The organism is Streptococcus sp. OH4692_COT-348, from assembly GCF_003859975.1.
Lineage (GTDB): Bacteria > Bacillota > Bacilli > Lactobacillales > Streptococcaceae > Streptococcus.
In genome coordinates this window covers 64,751-89,394 of record NZ_RQZB01000020.1, presented here as the reverse complement: position 1 = coordinate 89,394, position 24,644 = coordinate 64,751, and the positions used below count along the sequence as shown (strand labels likewise).

At 41.9% G+C, this 24,644-nt stretch carries 21 protein-coding genes; 14 read left to right on the top strand and 7 right to left on the bottom strand.

Features of this window, described 5'->3' with window-relative positions:
* From EII37_RS10100 to EII37_RS10075, 6 genes are all read right to left on the bottom strand, one after another.
* Positions 1-5,264: alpha-L-fucosidase (locus EII37_RS10100; protein ID WP_260424864.1), on the bottom strand; the 5,264-nt coding region annotated here is incomplete at its 3' end.
* 338 nt (positions 5,265-5,602) lie between these two features.
* Entirely contained in the window at positions 5,603-6,079 is a 477-nt protein-coding gene (locus EII37_RS10095; protein WP_124788481.1) for a glutathione peroxidase, read from the bottom strand.
* Entirely contained in the window at positions 6,076-6,654 is a 579-nt protein-coding gene (locus tag EII37_RS10090) for a DUF3278 domain-containing protein (protein ID WP_124788480.1), read from the bottom strand. The genes EII37_RS10095 and EII37_RS10090 overlap by 4 nt, the downstream gene beginning before the upstream one ends.
* A gap of 12 nt (positions 6,655-6,666) precedes the next feature.
* Positions 6,667-7,008: a hypothetical protein gene (locus EII37_RS10085; protein ID WP_124788479.1), complete on the bottom strand. Its 342-nt coding sequence runs from the start codon at positions 7,006-7,008 to the stop codon at positions 6,667-6,669.
* A gap of 10 nt (positions 7,009-7,018) precedes the next feature.
* Entirely contained in the window at positions 7,019-7,561 is a 543-nt protein-coding gene (locus EII37_RS10080; protein WP_084925887.1) for a DUF3278 domain-containing protein, read from the bottom strand.
* Between the two features lie 15 nt (positions 7,562-7,576).
* On the bottom strand, positions 7,577-7,771 hold the full coding sequence (locus tag EII37_RS10075) for a helix-turn-helix transcriptional regulator (protein ID WP_124788478.1): 195 nt from the start codon (positions 7,769-7,771) through the stop codon (positions 7,577-7,579).
* A 165-nt stretch (positions 7,772-7,936) separates the two neighbouring features.
* Between EII37_RS10075 and rsmH the strand changes: the two genes are divergently transcribed.
* From rsmH to mraY, 4 genes are read left to right on the top strand one after another with little or no spacing between them, the layout of a single operon-like run.
* Positions 7,937-8,887 carry a 16S rRNA (cytosine(1402)-N(4))-methyltransferase RsmH gene (gene rsmH / locus EII37_RS10070; protein ID WP_124788477.1) on the top strand — a complete coding sequence of 317 codons (951 nt, stop codon included), beginning with the start codon at positions 7,937-7,939 and terminating at the stop codon, positions 8,885-8,887.
* Positions 8,888-8,898: 11 nt separating this feature from the next.
* Positions 8,899-9,216 carry a cell division protein FtsL gene (gene ftsL, locus EII37_RS10065; protein ID WP_124788476.1) on the top strand — a complete coding sequence of 106 codons (318 nt, stop codon included), beginning with the start codon at positions 8,899-8,901 and terminating at the stop codon, positions 9,214-9,216.
* Between the two features lie 3 nt (positions 9,217-9,219).
* Positions 9,220-11,475, top strand: coding sequence for a penicillin-binding protein PBP2X (pbp2X, locus tag EII37_RS10060; protein ID WP_124788475.1), 2,256 nt, complete (start codon positions 9,220-9,222; stop codon positions 11,473-11,475).
* A gap of 1 nt (position 11,476) precedes the next feature.
* Positions 11,477-12,457, top strand: coding sequence for a phospho-N-acetylmuramoyl-pentapeptide-transferase (gene mraY / locus EII37_RS10055; protein ID WP_124788474.1), 981 nt, complete (start codon positions 11,477-11,479; stop codon positions 12,455-12,457).
* Positions 12,458-12,510: 53 nt separating this feature from the next.
* Here the strand turns inward: mraY and EII37_RS10050 are convergent, their stop codons facing one another.
* Positions 12,511-17,964 carry an SIALI-17 repeat-containing surface protein gene (locus EII37_RS10050; protein ID WP_124788473.1) on the bottom strand — a complete coding sequence of 1,818 codons (5,454 nt, stop codon included), beginning with the start codon at positions 17,962-17,964 and terminating at the stop codon, positions 12,511-12,513.
* A 316-nt stretch (positions 17,965-18,280) separates the two neighbouring features.
* On the opposite strand from EII37_RS10050, the gene EII37_RS10045 reads away from it, so the two are divergent.
* The 10 genes from EII37_RS10045 to yidD all read left to right on the top strand — a co-directional run bounded on the left by EII37_RS10045 (position 18,281) and on the right by yidD (position 24,448).
* Complete coding sequence (locus EII37_RS10045) at positions 18,281-18,529, top strand: YneF family protein (protein ID WP_000364990.1); 249 nt, start codon at positions 18,281-18,283, stop codon at positions 18,527-18,529.
* A gap of 203 nt (positions 18,530-18,732) precedes the next feature.
* Positions 18,733-19,527, top strand: a complete 795-nt coding sequence (racE, locus tag EII37_RS10040; RefSeq protein ID WP_033684754.1) for a glutamate racemase — start codon at positions 18,733-18,735, stop codon at positions 19,525-19,527.
* Complete coding sequence (locus EII37_RS10035; RefSeq protein ID WP_398576671.1) at positions 19,485-20,495, top strand: nucleoside-triphosphate diphosphatase; 1,011 nt, start codon at positions 19,485-19,487, stop codon at positions 20,493-20,495. Before racE ends, EII37_RS10035 begins: the two co-directional genes overlap by 43 nt.
* A complete protein-coding gene (locus EII37_RS10030) occupies positions 20,471-20,992 on the top strand; it encodes a metallophosphoesterase (protein WP_020902175.1) in 522 nt (173 codons plus the stop codon). Before EII37_RS10035 ends, EII37_RS10030 begins: the two co-directional genes overlap by 25 nt.
* The gene (gene cbpB, locus EII37_RS10025; RefSeq protein ID WP_124788472.1) at positions 20,989-21,450 is read left to right on the top strand and encodes a cyclic-di-AMP-binding protein CbpB; all 462 of its coding nucleotides are present in this window, start codon (positions 20,989-20,991) and stop codon (positions 21,448-21,450) included. Before EII37_RS10030 ends, cbpB begins: the two co-directional genes overlap by 4 nt.
* Positions 21,447-22,181 carry a site-specific tyrosine recombinase XerD gene (gene xerD, locus EII37_RS10020; RefSeq protein ID WP_311766544.1) on the top strand — a complete coding sequence of 245 codons (735 nt, stop codon included), beginning with the start codon at positions 21,447-21,449 and terminating at the stop codon, positions 22,179-22,181. The genes cbpB and xerD overlap by 4 nt, the downstream gene beginning before the upstream one ends.
* Entirely contained in the window at positions 22,181-22,909 is a 729-nt protein-coding gene (locus tag EII37_RS10015) for a segregation/condensation protein A (protein ID WP_124788470.1), read from the top strand. Before xerD ends, EII37_RS10015 begins: the two co-directional genes overlap by 1 nt.
* Before the next feature lie 18 nt (positions 22,910-22,927).
* Positions 22,928-23,497 carry an SMC-Scp complex subunit ScpB gene (gene scpB / locus EII37_RS10010; RefSeq protein ID WP_124788469.1) on the top strand — a complete coding sequence of 190 codons (570 nt, stop codon included), beginning with the start codon at positions 22,928-22,930 and terminating at the stop codon, positions 23,495-23,497.
* On the top strand, positions 23,484-24,206 hold the full coding sequence (locus tag EII37_RS10005; RefSeq protein ID WP_124788468.1) for a pseudouridine synthase: 723 nt from the start codon (positions 23,484-23,486) through the stop codon (positions 24,204-24,206). The genes scpB and EII37_RS10005 overlap by 14 nt, the downstream gene beginning before the upstream one ends.
* Positions 24,206-24,448, top strand: coding sequence for a membrane protein insertion efficiency factor YidD (gene yidD / locus EII37_RS10000; RefSeq protein WP_000821632.1), 243 nt, complete (start codon positions 24,206-24,208; stop codon positions 24,446-24,448). Before EII37_RS10005 ends, yidD begins: the two co-directional genes overlap by 1 nt.
* Positions 24,449-24,644 lie beyond the last annotated feature (196 nt).

Below are 24,644 nucleotides of genomic sequence, written 5' to 3'. Positions count from 1 at the left end.
TCTGGTTGGCTAGGTTGCAATTGCTTGATTTGTTCAAGAGCGTTGTTGAGGGCTTTATTGACGTCTTCTTGAGTCTTCGCTTCTTGGATAGCTGCGATTGCTTTATCAGTAATTTCAACTAATTTCTTCTTAGCATCGTTGTTAGTACCGAGTTCAGCCACTTTTTTCTCGATAGCTTCAGTCAGGCTAGCCATGGCCTTATCATAATTGATTTCAGGCTGTTTTGGTTCAACTGGTTGTTCTGGTTGGCTAGGTTGCAATTGCTTGATTTGTTCAAGAGCGTTGTTGAGGGCTTTGTTGACGTCTTCTTGAGTCTTCGCTTCTTGGATAGCTGCAATTGCTTTATCAGTAATTTCAACTAATTTCTTCTTAGCATCATTGTTAGTACCAAGTTCAGCCACTTTTTTCTCGATAGCTTCAGTCAAGCTAGCCATAGCCTTATCATAATTGATTTCAGGCTGTTCAGGTTGTTTTGGTTCAACTGGTTGTTCTGGGCTTGTTTCGTCTTCAGGTTTTTGGTAATTTTCGTCTTTGCTAAGAATGTCTTGCAAAGCAGTGACTGTCGACATCACATCTTGTACATTTACCGTATCAGAACTTAATTGTGCAGTGAGTTTATCAAGATTAGACTTAAATGCTTGGCGTGCAGTTGCAGTATCTTTCAATCCAGCAGGATCAAAATTAGACAAGTCTTCTTTCCATTTAGAGATAGATTGAAGGATTTCTGCTTTGCTGTATAGCTCGCTTCCGTCGCCTTTTGTAATGAATTGATCCACTTGCATACCAATATTTTTAGTCAAATCATTCTTGTCAGGGTCTAGTTGGAGAGTTACTGCGTGCAAGTTTTCATCAAGTCCTTTTAGGCTGACTAGAGTCTGATCACCTTGACGGTTAGCGGCATGACCGCTAAAGTATTTCTTGCCATCAATAGTGGATGCATTTCCCATTCCATCTTGATAGGTGACTTCCTTACCGTCAAGGAATACTTTATAGACACCATGACCTGGGTCAACAAATCCTTTGATTTCTAATCCTGTACCATAGAAATAAGCAGTCACAGTTGTCTTCTTCTTTTGATCCTCTGTCAGATATCTAAATGATACCCATGATTCAGTGTTTTGGTATTTGCCAGAAGAGTTGGTTTCGTGTCTCCAGCCAGGACTGTAATCTAATTGGCTAGCCTGGTCGTCATAATTTGTCTGATCTTTCTTCAATAAATCAGCCTTCATTACTCGAATAGTTGCGTCGGTAGCAAAACCGAGTAGGGCACCATCAGACGCAGAAGTGAGTTTTGCTTTGAAGTCAAAGATTGAGTCAGCTTGTTCGGTGAAGTCGATAGTTGGAATGGTAACAGTTTTCTCTGTTTCACCATCTGCAAAGGTCACATCTTGAGTTGTATCTTGGTAAACCTTACCGTGAACTCCTGTTCCAGGTTCCGTAATGAAGCGAACGGTAGCAGCTCCCTTGCTTCCGCCAACACGCTTAATTGTAACAGTAACAGGTTTTCCTTTTTCGACATCGTAAGAAGTTGCTTCAAGCTCAAACATACCCTTGCTGTTATTGTTTAGAGTGTAGATTCCTTCTGTAGCAATTGGCTCACCTGTTTTGTTAACGAGAGTAATAGTGTGTTCTCCAGGTGCTAAATCACCAGTTTCGTAAACTTTTTGGCTACGTTTACGGCTACTGTTCTTTGTTTGTACATCTGCGACTTTTTGACCATCCACGAATACAGACATTTCACCATGGCTTGGATCTACTGTTGATACGATGTAAGCCTTGGTTCCTGTGAAACGATAGGTGACTTTGGCGTCTTTCTTGTTGGTCCACATAGAAGTACCGCGGATACCTTCCGATTCATTGTACCAAGTTGTACCTTCCTTGTCAGCCGTTGTATTTGAGTGGTATTCTAGTCCAAGAGGATATCCATCATTCTTTTCGATAGTGCTCGGAGTTTTATAGACTGAGAAGTTGGTTAGGATTGGTGTGGCTTGTGAGCCAGTAATCGTAACTCGGATTTTTTGTGCTTCTACAGGTTGACCCTGGATCAAACGACGATAGCCTACGGTTGAACCTTCACCATATGGAACCCAACGTCCGTTGATTTCGACTTCAATCTTGAATCCAGAAATACGTTGTCCTTTGGCAATATCTTCCTTGAGTTCTACGACGTCAAAACGTCTCTTTTGTCCTAAATCAACTGTGAAACTACCAGTTGTAGCATCATTTGAAAGTGCCCAGCTAGTATCATCTTTACCGTCTGTAAGGTGGCTTTCTTTGTAGAGATGGTTCTGACGAGTAGAACTTGCTGTTACAGTTGCTCCTTTGGCAAAGTCAGTCGCATACATTTGATCTAGAGTCGCTTTGAATTCTTTCAAGCGAGCCACGTCAGCATCTGCGAATTTACCTTCTTTGTTTGGTGGAATGTTGAGAAGAAGTGGCGTTCCACGACCAACAGACTTGAAGTAGATATCCATCAATTCTTTGAGGGATTTTGGTTGCTGGTTATCGTGGTAGAACCAGCCAGAGCGGATGGAAACATCTGCTTCCCCTACAGAGTACATATCTCCGTCAGGGTCACCGTGGTTAAGGTATTCGTTCTTAACATTTTCGGTGATGTTTGCTTTCTTGACCTTATGCCATACAGGGTCACCGGCGATACCACGCTCATTTCCAATCCAACGGACACTTGTTGGTTCGGCAGAGAAGATAGCGATATCTCCTTCAGCTTCCTTGATGTATTTGAACCACTCATCAAAAGTATAGGTTACTTTTTGGGCACCGCTACCGCGTGCTCCATCCATCCAGACTTCGATAAATTTACCCTTATTACCGTATTTTGGATTACCAAGGATTTCTTTTAGTTGATTGAGGTAGTATTCGTTGTATTCTTTTTGAGTAGCTACCTTATATTTAGGGCTATTAACATCCCATGGTGATAGGTAAACACCCATGTTCATATCGTATTTAGTAGCCGATTTAGAGATTTCTTCTAGAAGGTCACCTTTTCCATCTTTCCATGGGCTTGCAGCTACGGTATGATTTGTATATTTAGATGGGTAAATAACGAAACCATCGTGGTGTTTGACAACCATAATAGTTCGTTTGAAACCGGTTTCCTTTAGAGTGCGGATCCATTGATCTGTATCTAAGTTAGTTGGATTGAAGTTTTTAGGATCCTCATTTCCATGTCCCCATTCAGAATTAGTATAAGTATTCATACCATAGTGGATGAAGGCAGCTAATTCTTCCTTGTGATAATCAAGTTGAGCCTTGCTTGGAAGGGGGCCGTGATTTCCGATTTCTGTTTCTTTATCTTCTGGATGAGCAGCAGGTAAAACATTCGAAGTTGGATTAGAGTTATCAGAGATTTTTTCGTATTCAAAGACGACATAATTCACACCCTTGTGCTGGATGCTGGCTTCTAAGCGTGGAGTGATTGCGCGGTAGCCTGCGATTTCTTTTGCTTCAAAAGTGTTTACAAAGGAAACATCATATTCTTTTCCGTCATTATTATCAGTAACAACATCTGCTAATTCTTGCTCTGAGTCTTTCAAACGATAATGAATGGCAAATAAACCTTTATTCACTTTATAAACCACCTTGATGACCCGTGTTCCTGGAGCTGTTTTGCTGACGACGTTGTAAGTCCACTCATCTTTGAGTTGCTTGTTGATTTCGACACCATCAATAGAGACAATCTGGTATTTCTCTTGATTTTTTGTATAGAAGTCGGTCTTAGCGATTTCTTTTTTGAAGTCATAGTCAAAAGCTGTTCCAACTTCAGTCTTTTCAACGAAAGTATCATCAGTTTTGATTGGATTACCAGTTTCATCTACGTGTTGAACCACTACACGTCCGTAATCGATTCCTTTAATGAGTGTCGCAACACCATTTTCATCGAAAGAATATTGATTTTCACCAATAACAGCAGTTTTATTTCTGAACATTTCTCCTTCAGGAGTAAAGTAATATCGTTTCCCGTTATCACCTTGGTACCAACCTTTGATACCATATTTTGCGATAATATCTTTTACCCATTTGACTTGCTCAGGTGAGAGGACGATCCCACCACCGAAACGGTCTTTGTCAGGGATGCCGTTTTCGATTGTGCCATGTTGGTGAACACCGACTACTTTACCATCACCGTTGATAATGCCAGCACCTGAAAGACCTGAAACAGAAGTCATATGATAGGTGATGCCTTTTGAACCTTTATTATCATAATTATCAACAGATTTCACGACACCATCAGCCTTGTAAAGTTGACCAGCTACAATTGGTTTTTTGAGCTCAGGTGAGCTTGAATCAGTCGGATATCCAATCGTGCTAACAGGATCTCCTGGTTGATATGTTTTGTTTTCTGCCAAGGGAACAAAGGTAGCAGCTTTATTTGGACTAGCGATTTGAAGAGGAACAGGTGCTACAACAGCAGCCAAGTCATTTTGATATCCTTTTCCAAATTCTTTCTTGTTCCAAAAATGAATATCTTCTTCTTTGAAAAGAGTAGTATTACCCGTTACAGGTTGAGAATTGCGAACAGCAGAATTGGAACCGAGGTTATAGTAAAACTTAGCAGAATCTCCACCTCGAATATGTCCTTCTTTTGTATCACGGTCTGATTCTAAAAAGTTGTGAGCGACAGTCAAGATGACATTTGGTGCTACAAAAATACCAGAACCAGACACGATATAGCGTTGAGAACCACCATTGTAAATAGTGTAAATCATACTAGCAGCAGTAGCAGGTTGTCCCTCATAAGGGACGTGCTTCAAATCTAGACCACCGTTGATAATCGCACGATTACCATTTTCAACTTCTTTTGGAAGTTCTTCCTTGTTTTTTAGAATGCTTTCTGTCTCAACTTTAGGGCTATCCTTCTTGTCTACGATTGCTGAAGTATCTATGTTTTTTACGGGCGTATCAGGATAAGCTTGATCGTGGATTTCTTCAGGAAGTAAGTCAGTAGTCGTAGTCTTAGTATCTGCTACAGATTTTTCTTCTGCTGGTTTAACAGTTTTCTCTGCTTGCTGTGACTTTTGAGGTGTAGAGATTACAGGACTTTCATTTTTGATTTCTGGTTTAGTTTTTTCAGCCTCGGCCAATTTTTCTACGTTTGGTTGAGAACTTGTAGCTTCAATTTTTGCTTCGTCAGCTAGTGCTGTTCCAGATGCAAAAAAAGCGAGACCAACCATAACCGAAGCAACACCAACGGTTAATTTTCTGATGCTAAAAGTTTGCCCTTTTTCAAAAAGGTATCGATTCATAATGTACTCCTAGTTTGAATAAAGACAGTCAGCTACTGTCTGAGCCCAAGTATGACTTGGAAACGATTTTCTTTAATGATAGTTAATTTGTGCAATAGTTTGAGTATAATCTTCCTCCTATTTAAGCGCTTTCATCTTAAGATAAAAAAATTTAAATTGCCATCTTAATCTTTAAAATGACCCAAAATCCTTAATATAACAAATATACTAAATTATTCCAAGAAATGCAATAGAGAAATGTAAGAAAATCAATCTAACTTAAAGAAATTCATTTGCTTTTTAAAGAAAAAATACATCCTTTCAAAAATTAAACTAAATGAAAGGATGTATTCAAAAAATCAGAGTAATTTTCGTATGGCCTCTTCAATTTGTTGTGGGTCTGTTTTGGAAGAGAAGCGTTCAAAGACTTGCCCATCTCGACCGATGAGAAACTTAGCGAAATTCCATTCGATTCGTTTTCCTAGTGGACCAGATTTCTGGTCTTTCAACCAAACATAGAGGGGATCTGCCTCCTTACCGTTGACCTTGATTTTGGCAAAACGTGGGAAGGTGGTTTGATAGTGTAGGCTACAGAAGGCGTTGATTTCTTCTGCGTTACCTGGTGCTTGTCCCATAAACTGATTGCAAGGGAAGTCTAAAATCTCAAAACCTTGTTCTTGATAGCGATCATAGAGTTCTTGAAGTCCTTGGTACTGGGGCGTTAAACCACATCCAGTAGCAGTGTTGACAACCAAGAGAACCTTACCACGATAGGTCTCTAGTAGAGTTTCTTGATGGTCTTGATTCAAGACTGAAAAATCGTATAGTGAAGTCATTGATTGCTTTTCTCCTTCTGTTTGGTGTTTTTAGGAGTTTTCTCCTCCTGAAGTGATAGAAATCCGTAGGTCAGGGTTCCAAAAATGCTACCGATAATCAGGCCATACATCAGCAATGGAACACTTTTATCGAATTGCAGGAGCAACTTCACAAAATCTAAAAGGGACATCTGTTGAACGAAGACCTTATGAAAGATGAGTAAGGTAAAGAGACCAATCTGAATACCGATAAACACAATCCAACTCCGAAATTTGATTTGGTCTTTGCTGTAGGTTTTGAGGATGATTTCTGACTTGTCATCTTTTTCAAAATGAAGGTCTTTGACGGCTCTTTGGGTTTTTAAAGTAATGAAAAAAATGAGTCCAGAGTAAACGTAGGGCATGGCATAGCGAACGGCTTCTATGAAGCGTCCAAATAACAGATAAAACAAGAAGAGGAAGAAGGAAGAATAAACGATTTGGACCATGGAACGGGCACAAGCCTTGTAAATAATCTCTTGTCGGCATTCATCAAAAGGGCCTTGAATGTGAAAGAGATTTCGAAGTAGGCGAGTAGTTAAGTCTTCTTTTTTCATGTTAGCAACCTCCTAAATGAGCGGTTTTTGATTGACTTCTTTAACGAATTGATAGAGATAATAAAGATAAGTGATAGAAGAAAGGCTAGCGATAGTCAGCAGTAAATAATATTTCCAATCGCTTGAGATGAGCATCAGTTGTGGAAAAGATAGAATTATAAAGTATAGTGCTAAGTTGAGTATGCGTGTTTTTGGGGAGTCAATCTTTAGATAAGTCAGTCCTTTGTTAAGTGCTGGAATAAAGACTAGCACGAGGAATATCTCTCTGATTGGCAAGTTCCCTGAAACGATGATGAAGATGAGCAGTGAAGCAAACAAAAGATGATAGGTAAGTAAAGTTACTAGTGATTTCATAGGGCACCTCCTAATCCTCATCTTGCTCTTTTTTAGTTTTTGCAATGCGACGGGAAATGAGGAACTGTATACTCGCTCCGAAGAAAATAGAACCGAGAATGCTTGATACACCATTTCTTATAGTGAGGAGAGAATGAAAATAGTCCTGACCTTCACCTATGAGTATACTGAGAAGAGGAGTTATAAAAAACATCCATAGACCAAAGAACAAACCTGCTTTAAGACCTGGATAGTATAGTTGCTTACTTTCTTTCTCGCTCAGCATATCTGGATCAATAGCTGTAATCCCTGTTTTTTTCATTTGGTAGGTGACATAGCCAGCAGCGATGAGGGCAATCACTAAAATCAGAGGAGGATAGATTAGAGCCACTTCTTGAGGGTATTTATAGGCCAGAAGGAGTGGAATAAGATTTCCGAAAATCATCAGATAAAAGAGGATGATAAAGACTTGGTTCCCAATACGATCGGCCTCACGCCGTTTGTATTCGTCAAGGGGACCAGAAATACCGTATGTGCGTTTGATAAGTTTTTCCGTGAAGGTTTCTTTTTTCATGAGTTTGCTCCTTTTTTAAAAGTTATCCTCCCAAAAGAGACTGTTGAGGTCAGTTTGGAGACTGCGGGCGAGATTGAGACAGAGTTCCAGGGTTGGATTGTACTTGTCGTTTTCAATCATATTGATGGTTTGTCTCGAGACACCGATATCCTTGGCGAGTTCGAACTGGGAAATGCCTAGTTCCTTGCGAAATTCTTTCACACGATTCATCTGTTCTCCTTTCTGATTTATGTCGTATATATTTGACTATATTATATTCTTCTATGAAATAGATGTCAAGCATATTTGACATATTTCTTAAAGAAATCTTACTTTTTTTGACCTATTTGTCTGACTAGTGCAAGCTAGTCAGATTTGTGGTAAAATAGATAAGATATGACAAAAGAATTTCATCATGTAACGGTCTTACTCCATGAAACGATTGATATGCTCGACGTAAAGCCTGACGGTATCTACGTTGATGCGACTTTGGGTGGAGCAGGCCATAGCGAATATTTATTAAGTAAATTAAGTGAAAAAGGCCATCTCTATGCCTTTGACCAGGACCAGAATGCCATTAATAATGCGCAAAAACGCTTGGCTCCCTACATTGAGAAGGGGATGGTGACTTTTATCAAGGATAACTTCCGTCATTTACAGGCACGTTTGCGCGAAGCTGGTGTTCAGGAAATTGATGGAATTTGTTATGACTTGGGAGTGTCTAGTCCTCAATTGGACCAGCGTGAGCGTGGTTTTTCTTATAAAAAGGACGCGCCACTGGATATGCGCATGAATCAGGATGCTAGTCTGACAGCCTATGAAGTGGTGAACCACTATGACTATCATGACTTGGTTCGTATTTTCTTCAAGTATGGTGAGGATAAATTCTCTAAACAGATTGCGCGTAAGATTGAACAAGCACGTGAAGTCAAGCCAATCGAGACAACGACTGAGCTGGCAGAAATTATCAAGTCGGCCAAACCTGCCAAGGAACTCAAGAAGAAGGGCCATCCTGCCAAGCAGATTTTCCAGGCTATTCGAATTGAAGTCAATGATGAACTGGGAGCGGCAGATGAGTCCATCCAGCAGGCTATGGAGATGTTGGCTCTAGATGGTAGAATTTCAGTGATTACCTTTCATTCCTTGGAAGACCGCTTGACCAAGCAGTTGTTTAAGGAAGCTTCAACGGTTGAAGTTCCCAAAGGTTTGCCTTTCATCCCAGATGTTCTCAAGCCAAAGATGGAATTGGTGTCCCGTAAGCCAATCTTGCCAAGTGCAGAAGAATTAGAAGCTAATAACCGCTCGCATTCAGCTAAGTTGCGCGTGGCCAGAAAAATTCACAAGTAAGAGGGGAAAAGATGGTAGAAAGAATCGAAAAAACAAGCCAGTCGCTGCAAACCAAGTTTAAGAGATTTTCACGAGTAGAGAAGGCATTTTATCTTTCGATTGCTTTGACTACAATTGTTTTAGCGATTAGCGTTGTGTTTATGCAGACAAAGCTATTACAAGTTCAGAATGAATTGACCAAGGTTAATGCTCAGATAGAAGAAAAGAAGACAGAACTAGATGATGCCAAGCAAGAGGTTAATGAATTGATTCGTTCAGAACGTTTGAAAGAAATTGCAAACTCGAAGGATTTGCAGTTGAATAACGAAAATATCCGAACAGCGGAGTAAGATATGAAACAATTGAAAGAAAAAATTATCCGTTTTGCCGTTCGCAATCGTAAATCACCAGAAGAAAATCGCCGAAGAGTAGGGAAGAGCCTAAGTTTATTGGCAGTCGTACTCTTCGCTGTCTTTTTGGTCAACTTTGCGGTCATTATTGGAACGGGTAGTAAATTTGGTAAAGACTTGGTCAAAGAGGCTAAGAAGGTTCACCAGACAACGAAGACCATTCCGGCGAAACGAGGAACCATCTATGATCGAAATGGAACGCCAATAGCAGAAGATGCGACTTCTTACAATGTGTATGCTGTTATTGACAAGACCTACAAGTCGGCTACTGGGAAAGTTCTTTATGTAGAAGATTCAAAATTTAGTAAAGTTGCAGAAATTTTTCATAAATACCTGGAGATGGATGAGTCCTATGTGACAGAACAACTTGCTCAGCCCAATCTGAAACAGGTATCGTTTGGTACAAAAGGAAATGGTATTACTTATGCCAATATGATGGCTATTAAAAATGACCTCAAGACTGCTGGTGTGGAGGGGGTTGATTTTACAACTAGTCCTAACCGCAGTTATCCGAATGGTCAGTTTGCTTCATCATTTATTGGTCTAGCACAACTTCATGAAAATGAAGATGGTAGCAAGAGTTTATTAGGGACATCTGGTTTAGAGAGTTCTCTAAATAGAATCCTTGCGGGAACAGATGGAATTATCACTTACGAAAAAGATCGTCTGGGAAATATTGTACCAGGTACAGAGAAAGCTTCTCAACAAACTGTAGACGGGAAGGATGTTTATACCACTCTTTCAAGTCCCTTGCAGTCCTTCATGGAAACACAGATGGATGCCTTTCAAGAAAAGGTAAAAGGCAAGTACATGACAGCTACCTTGGTCAGTGCTAAGACAGGTGAAATCCTCGCTACTACTCAAAGACCTACCTTTAATGCAGACACTAAGGATGGTATCACTAAAGACTTTGTTTGGCGCGATATCCTCTATCAGAGTAACTATGAGCCAGGATCAACCATGAAGGTGATGATGTTGGCAGCAGCTATTGATAATAAGACTTTCCCTGGTGGAGAATACTTTAACAGTAGCGAGTTGAAACTGGCAGATGCAACCATTCGAGATTGGGACGTTAACGAAGGTTTGACGAGTGGTGGAACGATGACCTTTTCTCAAGGTTTTGCCCACTCTAGTAATATCGGGATGACCTTGCTCGAGCAGAAAATGGGAGATGCGACTTGGCTCGATTATCTAAATCGCTTTAAGTTTGGGGTGCCGACGCGTTTTGGTCTGACTGATGAGTATTCAGGTCAATTGCCTGCAGATAATATTGTTAATATTGCCATGAGTGCATTTGGTCAGGGGATTTCTGTAACGCAGACCCAGATGCTACGTGCTTTTACAGCCATTGCCAACGATGGGGTTATGTTGGAACCAAAATTTATCAGTGCCCTTTATGATCCAAATGACCAGTCTATCCGTAAGTCTCAAAAGGAAATAGTCGGGAATCCTGTATCGAAAGAAGCGGCATCAGTCACGCGTGACCACATGGTTATGGTTGGGACAGACCCTACATATGGAACCATGTATAACCACAGTACAGGCAAGGCAACTGTCAATGTTCCAGGTCAGAATGTGGCCCTTAAATCAGGGACTGCGCAGATTGCGGATGAGAAAAATGGTGGGTATCTTACAGGTTCAACAAACTACATTTTCTCAGCTGTTTCCATGCACCCAGCGGAGAATCCTGACTTTATCCTCTATGTGACTGTTCAACAACCTGAGCATTATTCAGGTATTCAACTTGGAGAGTTTGCCAATCCAATTCTTGAAAGAGCCTCAGCCATGAAAGAATCACTCAATCTTCAGTCAACTGCTAAGAATTTGGAGCAGTTTAGTAAGACTACAAGTTATGCAATGCCTGCAACTAAGGATTACACGCCGGGTGATTTAGCAGAGGAATTACGACGTAACCTTGTTCAACCAATCGTTATTGGAACAGGAACTAAGATTAAAGATAGTTCTGTTTCTGAAGGGAATAATTTGGAAGCCAATCAGCAAATCTTAATCCTATCTGATAAGCTTGAAGAAATGCCGGATATGTATGGATGGACACAGGAAAATGTTCAAGCATTTGTCAAATGGTTGAACATTGAAATAGAGTGGGATGGTACAGGTAAAACGGTTCAAAAACAGAGTGTTCGTGCCAATACTGCCATCAAAGATATTAAAAATTTGAAAGTAACTTTAGGAGATTAACATGATTAGTTCCATTAGTGCTGGAATTCTTAGCTTTTTATTAACAGTTATTGGTATTCCAGCCTTTATCCAATTTTATCGAAAAGCCCAGATTACTGGCCAGCAGATGCATGAGGATGTCAAGCAGCATCAGGCAAAAGCTGGAACTCCAACCATGGGGGGACTTGTTTTCCTCGTTGTTGCAGTTGTGGTGAGTTTCCTCGTCGCTCTTTTTTCAAAACAATTGACCAACAACGTTGGTATGATTTTGTTTATTTTGGTCTTGTATGGCTTGGTTGGTTTTTTAGATGACTTCCTCAAGGTCTTCCGTAAAATCAATGAGGGCCTTAATCCCAAACAGAAATTGGCTCTTCAGCTGCTAGGTGGCGTCATTTTCTACCTTTTTTATGAGCGTGGGGGCGATATGCTCTCTGTCTTTGGTTACCAAGTGCATCTAGGGATTTTCTATATTATCTTCGCTCTTTTCTGGCTAGTCGGTTTTTCAAACGCAGTGAACTTGACAGATGGTATTGACGGTTTAGCGAGTATTTCCGTTGTGATTAGCTTGTCTGCTTATGGAGTTATTGCCTATGTGCAAGGTCAAATGGATATCCTTCTAGTGATTTTTGCCATGATTGGTGGTTTGCTTGGTTTCTTTGTCTTTAACCATAAGCCTGCTAAGGTCTTTATGGGAGATGTGGGAAGTTTGGCCCTAGGTGGAATGTTGGCAGCTATCTCGATGGCCCTCCACCAAGAATGGACTCTCTTGATTATTGGAATTGTTTATGTCTTTGAAACAACTTCAGTTATGATGCAAGTCAGTTATTTCAAACTGACAGGTGGTAAACGTATTTTCCGTATGACTCCTGTGCATCACCATTTTGAGCTTGGAGGATTGTCTGGTAAAGGAAATCCTTGGAGCGAGTGGAAGGTTGATTTCTTCTTTTGGGGAGTGGGGCTACTAGCAAGTCTTTTGACGCTAGCCTTTTTATACCTACTGTAAAAAATAAATCAGGATGAAGCTTATCTTCATCCTGATTTTTGTGTGGTTAAACGTTAGTTGGACTCATCCTTCTTACTCTTAAGTAGAAAAGTTGCTGTTAGGACTAGACTCAATCCTGACAAGAATAGTAGTGGATTGGATGTTTCACCAGTAGCTGGAAGTTGTTCTTTAGGAGAATCATTTGCAGATTGAACAAGGTCTGGACTAGATGAAACTTGCTCAGAGCTGTTGGCTAATGGTTTGATATCTGTTTCACTTGGTTTTTGCTCTGCAGTAGTTGATGCTCCATTAGCTTGATAAACGACTGCATAGGTGCTGAAATGACTAGTCGTAAATTCTGCCATTCCCTCGCGAATAGTAAAATCGAGTGCCTGTAACTCTTTTGATGGAGTTAGGTAGTAAACATTTTCGACAGCAGAGGAAATAGGCAAGCGAACCAAGACAGCTCCTTTTGGTTGCAAACTCTGGTCAGTTGGATTTTTAAGGTGAAGATCGTAAGCATCATAGGTCTTACCAAATAGTTCTTGAGCTAATACACGTCTACTAGAAATATGAGAAACCCCCTCTAATTCAGTCGCTCCTCCAAGAATTTCAACTCCAGTCCTTTCATCTTTTAAGACACGAAGTTTATATTCAGGAACAGAAACCGTAGGGGCTTGCTCTTGTCCTGCTGTGCCGATAGTCTTCGTGTACTCAGGAATAGAAACCGTAGGGGCTTGCTCTTGTCCTGCTGTGCCGATAGGTTTCGTGTACTCAGGAATAGAAACCGTAGGGGCTTGCTCTTGTCCTGCTGTTCCGATAGGTTTCGTGTACTCAGGGAGAGAAACAGTAGGTGGTTGCTCTTGTCCTGCTGTGCCGATAGGTTTAGTATATTCAGGAATAGAAACGGTAGGTGGCTGTTCTTGTCCTGCTGTGCCGATAGGCTTTGTGTACTCAGGAGTAGAAACAGTAGGTGGTTGCTCTTGTCCCACTGTTCCGATAGGGTTAGTATATTCAGGAACAGAAACCGTAGGTGGTTGTTCCAGTCCCGCTGTCCCGATAGGTTGAGTGTATTCAGGGATAGAAATCGTAGGAGCTTGTTCTTGTCCTGCTGTTCCAATAGGTTTCGTGTACTCAGGAATAGAAATAGTAGGCGCTTGTTCTTGTCCCACTTTACCGATAGATTTCGTGTATTCAGGGATAGAAACCGTAGGTGGTTGCTCTTGTCCTGCTGTGCCGATAGGTTTAGTGTATTCAGGAATTTCTACAATAGGAGCAGGATCATCTCCCTTGCTTGTAGTTGGTTGCTGATTCTCAACCTTCTTCTCATCCTTTTTGGTAAAGACAGCTACTACAGGACTGCTTGTTGTATTTCCCTGGATAGAATAAGCTTCTATCGCATTTCCAATTTTTCGATTGGTTTCGTCAGGGATAGGGATTTGTACCTGATTATCTTGGATTGATAAGACAGTCTGATCCCCAGTCGTAACCAGATGATTATCGTCTATCCTGCGCAAAACGAGTGGATCTTTGATACCTGGGAAGGTCACAGCGATTGCTTCCCAGTCTCCAGCTGGTAGGGTTAAGGAAATTTCTTTGTCATTTTCCTTAAGTGGTGTGATACTTGGACTATCCAAGCTTACAGCTGGAGCTTTAATCACATCAAATGAATCTAGAGAAATTTTCTTGCGACCTGCTGGTGAATTTGGATCAACTTTCAATGTCAAAATATGATTACCATCGGTCAGATTAGTAAATTCTCCAATTAAGGTTGCCTTTTGGGTAGCGCCAGCTGTGTAGAAATCTAGACTTGGCATTTCTTTGCCATCTAGTGTCACGAGAGCTTTTCCAAGAGCGGAGGTTTTGAGTCCGTAAATTCGAATACCTGTTCCAGTAAATGGAATGGTTGCCTGAGCTTCTGAAGCAGTACTTGGGTCACTGTTATTGATGTCCGCATATTTTTCTGTGCTCTTATATAATTCAGTATCGCTCCAATCTTTGAATTGAGATCCGTATTGAATGCGAGAGTCACGGTCATCCATTTTTTCAATAGTTGTTCCTTGTCCAGGCAAAACTTTAAAGTAGTCTAAGGAAATTTTGGAACGTTCACTTCCACGGTGTTTATGCTCTTGTTTTACAGTGATAGTCATCACATGAGCACCATCTGACAATCCTGTGAAGCGACCGATAAGGCTACCTTTTTCAGTTGCACCTGCAGTATAGAAGTCCAGTTCACCGACTGATTTACCATCGATTTTGACTTCAGCGATTCCCAATTGAGATGATTTGAGACCATAGATTTCAATGCCAACACCATTGAAAGGAATGGTTGCTGTCGCATCTTTATCTGTATAGTTACCTAGTGAAAGGTCGGCAAACTTCTCTGTTCCTCCAAATAATTCTGAGTCTGCCCAGTTTCCAAATGCAGAACCGTATTGGATTCGGCTATCACGGTCATCCATCAATTGGTTATAGGTTTCGACATTGGCCTTTTCGGATACCTGTGTAGAAACATTACCCAGCATAGCCTTAACAGTATAAGTGTAGGCGAGTTGAGGGTCGAGTGAACGGTCGATAAAATGGGTTTGATTGGTCACAAATTCTCTGCTTGCAGAGGTTTGGCCAGATTCGTCTTTCACTTGTCTTTGGATAACATAGTGGGTAGCGCCTTCTACTTGGTTGAAGGTAAGTTCGGCAGTGACGCCATTTTGTCTAACTGCTGTCAGACTGGTTACACGACCAGGGAAATGTTCAAAGGTAATGACATCACCTTTTTGTGTTGCCAGTTGAATGCGGCCATCTTTAAGAACAGTTGCTTTGACAGATTTGCCATTAACCTTAACCTGACTGGCTTCGATATTTGGATAATCTACAACTAGGTCTCCACCGACATTTGAAAGGAAGGACAAGCTTTGCAAGTTTTTATCTTTCCACTTCATGCTGACTTCAAAGTTACCACGGGCAACCAGACCAGAAACCTGACCGTCTTTCCAAGCATCTGGAAGGGCTGGCAATGGTGCAATGTAGCCAGTGTGTGATTGGAGAAGCATTTCTGCAATCCCACTGGTTGCTCCAAAGTTTCCATCGATTTGGAAAGGTGCGTGCGTATCCCAAAGGTTTTCAAGAGTTGAATATTTGAGCTGTTCAGCGAGCAAGCGATGAGCACGGTTACCGTCTAAGAGACGAGCCCAGAGGTTGATTTTATTGGCCTTAGACCAACCAGTACCACCATCTCCGCGATGGTTCAAAGTTGCACGCGCAGCTTCTAAGTATTCAGCCTGATCCTTGCTAAAGAGTGTACCTGGGAAGAGGCCAACTAAGTGGGAAACGTGGCGGTGGTTATTTTCAATCCCTTCATTAGTGAATTGTGGACTGTCTTCCTCGTACCATTCCTTGATGCGTCCCTCTTTGTTGATGTGAAGTGGTTTGAGTTTGTCAAATTTAGCCTTGACCTCTGTAACTAAGTCTTTGTCGACATTCAGATGGTTGGCGACTTCCATGTAGTCATGGAATAGCTGCCAGACTAGTGATTGGTCAAAGGTATTTCCAATGGTAATAGTACCGTGTTCAGGTGAATAGGATGGAGAAGATACCCAACGGTCGCTGGCCTGGTCATAGTGTAAGAAGGAATTCCAGAACTTAGCTGTTTCCTTGAGCATTGGATAGATCTTTTCTTTGAGATAAGTCTCATCCTTGGTGAATTTATAGTAGTCATAGACGTTCTGCATCATCCAGGCATTAGCTGCTGGCGACCAACCCCAATAGTAATTCCAACCAGGAGTAGTCCAGCCAAATGGTGTCGCCTGAGTATGAACCAGCCAGCCATTTTCTTGTCCATCTTTGGATTCGATACCGGCGTATTCCTTAGCAGCGATACGGCCATAGTAACGCATATCGTCAATGTAATTGATCATTGGCTTGGCTGTTTCAGCTAGATTGCTCATGTAGGCTGGCCAATAGTTCATTTGCAAATTGACATTGAGGTGGTAGTCAGCGTTCCAAGGTGGATTGTCTACGGCATTCCAGACTCCTTGTAGGTTGGCAGGAAGGGCATCTGTCCGATCACGAGATGAACTAATCAATAAATAACGTCCGAATTGGAAGAAGAGTTCTTCCAGCTTTTGCCCTTTGCTAGGATTATAGGTCTGAAGGGCCTCTTTTGTCGTTTGAGCAGCATTGCTTCCACCTAGGTTTAGTTTGACGCGGTTAAAGAGGCTTTGATAGTCTTTGATATGGTTCTTTTTAAGTGTCTCGTAGTCTTTGCCCCTAGCTGCTTCTACAATGCCTTTAACTGTTTTTTCGAGGTCAATGTCTTTGCGATAGTTTGTTTTAGGATTTTGAGCAAAGTTAGTCTTGGCACTGAGTAAAAGCGTAGCGTAGCTAGCTCCTGTGATTGTTAAACTATCCTCATGGACAGTAACTTTTCCGTCCGTTTTAATTCCTAGATAGGATGCGAACTGGAGGCCATTATCTTTGACTGTACCTTTTAGTAGGATACCATTTGGGTTTGTCGTAACATGGCCACTCTTGTAGTTAGAATATTCCGCTGAGTAGTTTCCGTTAGCAAGTAAATCTTCTGTTAAGCTATTCCAAACTGTAAAATCAAGTTTTTTGTCCCCTTTTTGGGTCAAGTGGGTCACGGTGACATCATCAGGATAGCTGGAGAAGGTTTCACGTTTGAAGGTTGTCCTATCTTGGGTGTAAGAAGTGGTTGTAGTGGCTTCTGTGATATCCAAACCACGGTGATAATCTGTTACCGTATCCAGCCCCTTTTTCTGGTTATTGAAAACCATGGATACATCACCAAAGGCTAAATAACGTCCATATTGGGAATTGTTTGGACCAACTAGATTTCGTTCGGCTAATCGTTTGGCTTTTTGGCGGTCTCCATCCTCGAGAGCCTTACGAATTTCTGCTAAAATTTTATACCGTTCTTGATAGTTTCCTCCATTATAGTCGGTACTGTCGGGACGCGGTCCACCTGACCAAAGAGTTTTTTCGTTGTATTGGATTCTCTCCTCTCCGATGAGACCAAAAACCTTAGCACCCATTTCACCATTCCCAACTGGGAGTGCTTGTTTTTCCCAGCCATCATAGGAAGGAGCTGTTGGTCGATCATAGTTTAGCTGATAGTTGCTTTGTTCTGTCACAGGTAGTTCTTGTTTTTCGGTTTCCTTATTTTCATTAGGTTTTACAATAGCCTCAGTACTGGCTTGATTAGTTGTAGCAGAGGCAACCTTAGCTTCAGTGGGTTTGCTTTCAGAAGAACTATTATTAGCTAGAACTTGTTTTGAATGGTCAATTGCTTCGCTTGGCTGTGTGTGCTCGGTTGATTCACTTGCTTTCGTAACGGTATCTGTCTTAGCTGTAGTTTTCTCTAGTGTAGACTCATTTTGCTTTACTTCAATAGTATCAGCAGAGACGGTATGACTAGCTAGAAAAACCGCTCCAAGCAAAACAGAGGCTGTGCCAACTGTTAGCTTTCGAATACTGTAGCGACAGGATTTCTCCCTAAATAAATTTCCCATAGAAATCTCCTCTCATTTATTGTAAGCGCATTCATTTTTTCTTAAAAAAATATAATGCCCTATTTACAGTCTGATATAGACCGATTTTATTCGTACCATTTTAATATAACAAATAAAACCAGAGAAAGCAAGGGATTTTCATATGAAGTTATAGTTTTATATAATGTCACTGGAAACTGGTTAAACAAGTAGTCAAAGATGCGAGTGTATAAGGCGACTATGTATTGGTATCGTCCTGAAAGCGTAAAACAAACTGGTCAGTTCGCCTTCTTTGTGTTATAATGAAAGAGACTCAAAAAGAAACAGGAGAAAAATGATGGATTTACTATTAGCAATTGTATTGATTGTGCTAGCTTTTCTAGGAGGAGCTCTTGGAGGAATGTACTTGGTTCGTAAGCAAATCGAAAAAGAATTTGCTGACAACCCACGTTTGAATGCTGAAGCAGTTCGTACTCTTTTGAGTGCAAATGGTCAAAAACCAAGCGAAGCTAAGGTACAACAAGTTTACCACCAAATCATCCGACAACAAAAGGCAGCCCTTGCTAACAATAAAAAGAAAAAATAAATAAGGAAAAGTCTGGGATGAAAGTTCCAGACTTCTCACTATGTTGGCTAAGGGGTTAGGGATGAGACTTTTTCCTTGCATTCTATTGATATTTGATTATGATTAAGAGAGATAGTTGTTGATTAGGCTGTCATTATTCAGTTCATAAGGAACGGTAATCATAATGAACTATCAATCAGAAAAAAGACTAGAAAGAAGACTGTATGGATAATCGACCAATTGGTTTTTTGGATTCGGGTGTCGGGGGCTTGACCGTTGTGCGTGAGCTCATGCGCCAGCTTCCCCATGAAGAAATCGTCTATATTGGAGATTCGGCACGGGCGCCCTATGGTCCCCGTCCTGCTGAGCAAATTCGTGAATATACTTGGCAGTTGGTCAACTTTCTTTTGACCAAGGATGTCAAAATGATTGTCATTGCTTGTAATACTGCGACTGCCGTCGTCTGGGAAGAAATTAAGGCTCAACTAGATATTCCTGTCCTAGGTGTTATTTTGCCAGGAGCTTCAGCAGCCATCAAGTCCAGCCAAGGTGGGAAAATCGGAGTGATTGGAACACCCATGACGGTCCAATCTGACATTTATCGTCAGAAAATCAACGATCTGGATCCGGACTTACAGGTGGAGAGTTTGGCCTGTCCCAAGTTTGCTCCCTTGGTGGAGTCGGGTGCCCTGTCAACCAGTGTCACCAAGAAAGTGGTCTATGAAACCCTACGTCCCTTGGTTGGAAAGGTGGATAGCCTGATTTTGGGTTGTACCCATTATCCACTCCTTCGCCCCATCATCCAAAATGTCATGGGGCCCAAGGTTCAGCTCATCGATAGTGGAGCAGAGTGCGTACGAGATATCTCAGTCTTACTTAATTATTTTGAAATCAATCGTGGTCGCGATGCTGGACCACTCCATCACCGTTTTTACACAACAGCCAGCAGCCAAAGTTTTGCACAAATTGGTGAAGAATGGCTGGAAAAAGAGATTCATGTGGAGCATGTAGAATTATGACAAATAAAATTTATGAATATAAGGATGAACAGGACTGGTATGTCGGGTCCTATGGTATTTTTGGTGGCGTCCGGACGTTGACGGATGATGACTTGGATTTTCCTCTATTGGAGTTTGCCCAAAGATTTCGAGATGAGGATCGAGGTTTTCCTGTTTCTGTTACTGTTTTACGCTATGGTTCTCTCTACCGTTTATTGTCTTTTGTGGTAGATATCCTCAACCAAGAAATGGGACGAAATGTGGAAGTCATCCAACGTCAGGGGGCTTTTCTCTTAGTTGAAAATGGGCAACTCCTGCATGTAGAATTGCCTAAAGAAGGTGTTGATGTAGAAGCATTCTTTGAGACAAACAAGGTCAGAGAAACCTTATTGATTGCGACTCGTAACGAGGGCAAGACCAAGGAATTCCGAGCTATCTTTGACAAGCTAGGCTACGATGTGGAAAATCTTAATGACTATCCTGACTTGCCTGAAGTAGCTGAAACAGGCATGACCTTCGAAGAAAATGCCCGTCTCAAGGCAGAAACCATTTCTCAATTAACGGGCAAGATGGTTTTGGCAGATGACTCTGGTCTCAAAGTCGATGTCCTTGGTGGCTTGCCAGGTGTATGGTCAGCTCGTTTTGCAGGAGTGGGAGCTACTGACCGTGAAAACAATGCCAAACTCTTGCACGAATTGGCCATGGTCTTTGAACTCAAGGACCGCTCGGCTCAATTCCATACAACCCTAGTCGTAGCCAGCCCAAACAAGGAAAGCTTGGTTGTTGAAGCAGACTGGCCTGGCTACATTAACTTTGAACCTAAGGGTGAAAATGGCTTCGGCTATGACCCTCTCTTCCTTGTAGGAGAGACAGGCAAGTCCTCAGCTGAATTAACCCTTGAAGAAAAAAATAGTCAATCTCACCGTGCCTTAGCTGTTAAGAAACTTTTGGAGGTATTTCCATCATGGCAAAGCAAACCATCATTGTAATGAGCGATTCTCATGGCGATAGCTTGATTGTGGAAGAAATCCGTGATCGCTATGTAGGCAAAGTTGACGCCGTTTTTCATAACGGCGATTCTGAACTGCGTCCTGATTCTCCCCTTTGGGAAGGCATCCGTGTTGTTAAAGGGAACATGGACTTCTACGCCGGCTACCCAGAACGTTTGGTGACCGAGCTTGGTTCGACCAAGATTATCCAAACCCATGGTCACTTGTTTGACATCAATTTCAACTTTCAAAAGTTGGACTACTGGGCTCAGGAAGAAGAGGCCGATATCTGTCTCTATGGTCACTTGCATGTGCCAAATGCTTGGATGGAAGGAAAGACTCTTTTTCTAAATCCAGGTTCCATCAGTCAACCACGTGGGACCATCAGAGAATGTCTCTATGCTCGTGTGGAGATTGATGATAGTTACTTCAAAGTCGACTTTTTGACACGAGACCATGAGGTGTATCCGGGCTTGTCCAAGGAGTTTAGCCGATGATTGCCAAGGAGTTTGAGACTTTCTTGTTGGGGCAGGAGGAAACTTTTTTGACCCCTGCTGAAAATCTAGCTGTGTTGATTGATACCCACAATGCGGATCATGCGACACTCTTGCTCAGTCAGATGACCTATACCCGTGTTCCTGTTGTAACAGATGAAAAACAGTTCGTTGGGACGATTGGGCTCAGAGATATTATGGCTTATCAGATGGAGCATGACTTGAGCCAAGAAATCATGGCGGATACGGATATTGTTCATATGACCAAAACGGACGTAGCGGTTGTTTCGCCTGATTTTACCATTACCGAGGTCTTGCACAAGCTGGTAGATGAGTCCTTCTTGCCGGTTGTGGACGCGTCAGGGATTTTCCAAGGGATTATCACGCGCAAGTCTATCCTCAAGGCTGTCAATGCCCTCTTTCATGACTTTAGTAAGGAATATGAGATTCGATGCAAATGAGAGACAGGATTTCAGATTTCTTAGAGGGAAAGCAGGGTTTATCTGCCAATTCTAAGCAGTCCTATAAGTATGATTTGGAGCAATTTTTAGATATTGTAGGTGGGCGGATTTCGGAGACTAGTCTCAAGATTTACCAAGCCCAGCTAGTCAATCTAAAAATCAGCGCTCAAAAGCGGAAGATTTCGGCCTGTAACCAATTTCTCTACTTTCTCTATCAAAAAGGGGAAGTGGAAAGCTTTTACCGTTTGGAATTAGCCAAACAAGCTGAAAAGAAGACCGAAAAGCCGGAACTCTTAGACCTAGACTCTTTTTGGCAGGAAAGTAATTATCCAGAAGGACGCTTGCTGGCGCTTCTTATCTTGGAAATAGGGCTCTTGCCGAGTGAGATTTTGGCTCTCAAGGTTGCGGATATCAATCTGGATTTTCAGGTGCTGCGAATCAATAAGGCTTCCCAACAGAGGATTGTCACTATTCCCACGACCTTGCTTTCAGAATTGGAACCCTTGATGGGGCAGACCTATCTCTTTGAAAGGGGAGGGAAAGCCTATTCCCGTCAGTGGGCCTTCCGTCAGCTAGAGTATTTTGTCAAGGAGAAAGGTTTTCCATCCTTATCAGCTCAAGCCTTACGGGAACAGTTCATTCTAAGACAGATAGAAAAGAAGATCGATTTGTACGAAATTGCAAAAAAATTAGGATTAAAAACAGTCCTGACCTTAGAAAAATATAGATAATGGATATTAAATTAAAAGATTTTGAAGGACCCCTGGATTTGCTTTTGCACCTGGTTTCTAAGTATCAGATGGATATCTACGATGTGCCCATTACGGAAGTCATCGAACAGTATCTAGCCTATGTCTCAACCCTGCAGGCTATGCGTCTGGAAGTGACGGGTGAGTACATGGTTATGGCCAGTCAGCTCATGCTGATTAAGAGCCGCAAACTCCTTCCAAAGGTAGCAGAAGTGACCGACTTGGAGGACGATCTAGAGCAGGATCTTCTCTCTCAAATCGAAGAATACCGCAAGTTCAAGCTCTTGGGTGAGCACTTGGAAGCCAAGCACCAAGAACGGGCCCAGTATTATTCTAAAGCACCGACAGAGTTGATTTACGAAGATGCGGAGCTTGTGCATGACAAGACGACCATTGACCTCTTTTTGGCTTTTTCAAATATCCTAGCCAAGAAAAAAGAGGAGTTTGCACAGAATCACACGACTATCTTGCGAGATGAGTATAAGATTGAGGACATGATGGTTATCGTGAAAGAGTCCTTGACTGGACGAGATCAATTGCGCTTGCAGGATTTGTTCAAGGAAACCCAGAATGTCCAAGAGGTCATTACCCTCTTTTTAGCAACCCTAGAGTTAATCAAAACTCAGGAACTAATCCTCGTGCAAGAGAAGAGTTTCGGAGATATCTATCTCATGGAAAAGAAGGAAGAAAGTCAAGTGGCCCAAAGCTAGACTTGATAGAGAGGAAAGATGAGTACTTTAGCAAAAATAGAAGCGCTCTTGTTTGTAGCGGGTGAAGATGGGATTAGAGTCCGCCAGTTAGCTGAACTCCTCTATCTGCCACCGACAGGCATCCAACAGAGTTTAGAAAAATTAGCCCAGAAGTATGAAAAGGACCCAGATTTCAGTTTGGCTCTGATTGAGACTGGTGGTGCTTATAGATTGGTGACCAAGCCTCAGTTTTCAGAGATTTTGAAGGAATATTCCAAGGCGCCTATCAATCAGAGCTTGTCTCGGGCAGCTCTTGAGACCTTGTCCATCATTGCCTACAAGCAACCCATCACACGGATAGAGATTGATGCCATCCGTGGGGTCAACTCGAGTGGGGCTTTGGCAAAGTTGCAGGCTTTTGACCTAATCAAAGAAGACGGGAAAAAAGAAGTGTTGGGTCGCCCCAACCTCTATGTTACTACGGATTATTTCCTAGATTATATGGGGATAAACCATTTAGAAGAATTGCCAGTGATTGATGAGCTTGAGATTCAAGCTCAAGAAAGCCAATTATTTGGTGAAAGGATAGAAGAAGATGAGAATCAATAAGTATATTGCCCACGCAGGTGTGGCCAGTAGGAGAAAAGCAGAAGAGTTGATCAAGCAAGGCTTGGTGACGGTTAACGGCCAAGTGGTACGTGAACTAGCAACCACTATCAAGTCAGGCGACAAGGTCGAAGTTGAAGGTCAACCTATCTATAACGAAGAAAAGGTCTATTATCTGCTTAACAAACCACGCGGTGTCATTTCCAGTGTGACAGATGACAAGGGCCGCAAGACTGTTGTTGACCTCTTGCCCAACGTGAAGGAGCGTATCTACCCTGTAGGTCGTTTAGACTGGGACACATCAGGTGTTTTGATTTTGACTAATGACGGGGATTTTACGGATGAAATGATTCACCCTCGTAATGAGATTGACAAGGTTTATGTCGCGCGTGTTAAAGGTGTTGCCAATAAGGATAATCTCCGCCCCTTGACCCGTGGACTTGAGATTGATGGCAAGAAAACTAAGCCAGCTATTTATGAAATTCTCAAAGTGGATCCAGTCAAAAATCGCTCTGTGGTGCAGTTGACTATCCATGAAGGGCGCAACCATCAGGTTAAAAAAATGTTTGAAGCTGTCGGTCTCCAAGTGGACAAGTTGTCACGAACCAGTTTTGGACATCTAGACTTGACAGGACTCCGTCCAGGAGAATCCCGTCGTCTTAACAAAAAAGAAATCAGCCAACTACATACCATGGCTGTAACCAAGAAATAATGAAACGAATTTTAATAGCGCCCGTGCGCTTTTACCAACGGTTTATCTCACCAGCCTTTCCCCCCTCTTGTCGCTTTGAGCCTACCTGTTCCAACTACATGATTCAGGCTATTGAAAAACATGGCTTCAAGGGTGTTTTGATGGGTTTGTCTCGGATTTTACGTTGCCATCCCTGGTCGAAAACAGGTAAGGACCCCGTCCCAGACCATTTTTCACTCAAACGGAATCAAGAAGGGGAATGAGGTTGGGCAAAAATATTTTAGTTAATGATAAAAACGCATCCTATCAGGTTTGAGTAAGTCTGATAGGATGCGTTTTATCATGTAAAGATGTTAGTTGATACTCAATGAAAGAGCAAACTAGGAAACTAGCCGCAGGCTGTACTTGAGTACGGCAAGGCGACGTTGACGTGGTTTGAAGAGATTTTCGAAGAGTATG

Bases quoted from the DNA above. Each gene is read 5' to 3' on its own strand.
- mraY (WP_124788474.1), top strand. From the start codon at position 11,477: ATGATTAGTTCCATTAGTGCTGGAATTCTTAGCTTTTTATTAACAGTT.
- rsmH (WP_124788477.1), top strand. From the start codon at position 7,937: ATGACAAAAGAATTTCATCATGTAACGGTCTTACTCCATGAAACGATT.
- scpB (WP_124788469.1), top strand. From the start codon at position 22,928: ATGAGTACTTTAGCAAAAATAGAAGCGCTCTTGTTTGTAGCGGGTGAA.
- yidD (WP_000821632.1), top strand. From the start codon at position 24,206: ATGAAACGAATTTTAATAGCGCCCGTGCGCTTTTACCAACGGTTTATC.
- xerD (WP_311766544.1), top strand. From the start codon at position 21,447: ATGAGAGACAGGATTTCAGATTTCTTAGAGGGAAAGCAGGGTTTATCT.
- pbp2X (WP_124788475.1), top strand. From the start codon at position 9,220: ATGAAACAATTGAAAGAAAAAATTATCCGTTTTGCCGTTCGCAATCGT.
- EII37_RS10005 (WP_124788468.1), top strand. From the start codon at position 23,484: ATGAGAATCAATAAGTATATTGCCCACGCAGGTGTGGCCAGTAGGAGA.
- EII37_RS10075 (WP_124788478.1), bottom strand. From the start codon at position 7,771: ATGAATCGTGTGAAAGAATTTCGCAAGGAACTAGGCATTTCCCAGTTC.
- EII37_RS10030 (WP_020902175.1), top strand. From the start codon at position 20,471: ATGGCAAAGCAAACCATCATTGTAATGAGCGATTCTCATGGCGATAGC.
- ftsL (WP_124788476.1), top strand. From the start codon at position 8,899: ATGGTAGAAAGAATCGAAAAAACAAGCCAGTCGCTGCAAACCAAGTTT.
- racE (WP_033684754.1), top strand. From the start codon at position 18,733: ATGGATAATCGACCAATTGGTTTTTTGGATTCGGGTGTCGGGGGCTTG.
- EII37_RS10080 (WP_084925887.1), bottom strand. From the start codon at position 7,561: ATGAAAAAAGAAACCTTCACGGAAAAACTTATCAAACGCACATACGGT.
- EII37_RS10015 (WP_124788470.1), top strand. From the start codon at position 22,181: ATGGATATTAAATTAAAAGATTTTGAAGGACCCCTGGATTTGCTTTTG.
- EII37_RS10035 (WP_398576671.1), top strand. From the start codon at position 19,485: ATGGCTGGAAAAAGAGATTCATGTGGAGCATGTAGAATTATGACAAAT.
- EII37_RS10085 (WP_124788479.1), bottom strand. From the start codon at position 7,008: ATGAAATCACTAGTAACTTTACTTACCTATCATCTTTTGTTTGCTTCA.
- cbpB (WP_124788472.1), top strand. From the start codon at position 20,989: ATGATTGCCAAGGAGTTTGAGACTTTCTTGTTGGGGCAGGAGGAAACT.
- EII37_RS10050 (WP_124788473.1), bottom strand. From the start codon at position 17,964: ATGGGAAATTTATTTAGGGAGAAATCCTGTCGCTACAGTATTCGAAAG.
- EII37_RS10045 (WP_000364990.1), top strand. From the start codon at position 18,281: ATGGATTTACTATTAGCAATTGTATTGATTGTGCTAGCTTTTCTAGGA.
- EII37_RS10095 (WP_124788481.1), bottom strand. From the start codon at position 6,079: ATGACTTCACTATACGATTTTTCAGTCTTGAATCAAGACCATCAAGAA.
- EII37_RS10090 (WP_124788480.1), bottom strand. From the start codon at position 6,654: ATGAAAAAAGAAGACTTAACTACTCGCCTACTTCGAAATCTCTTTCAC.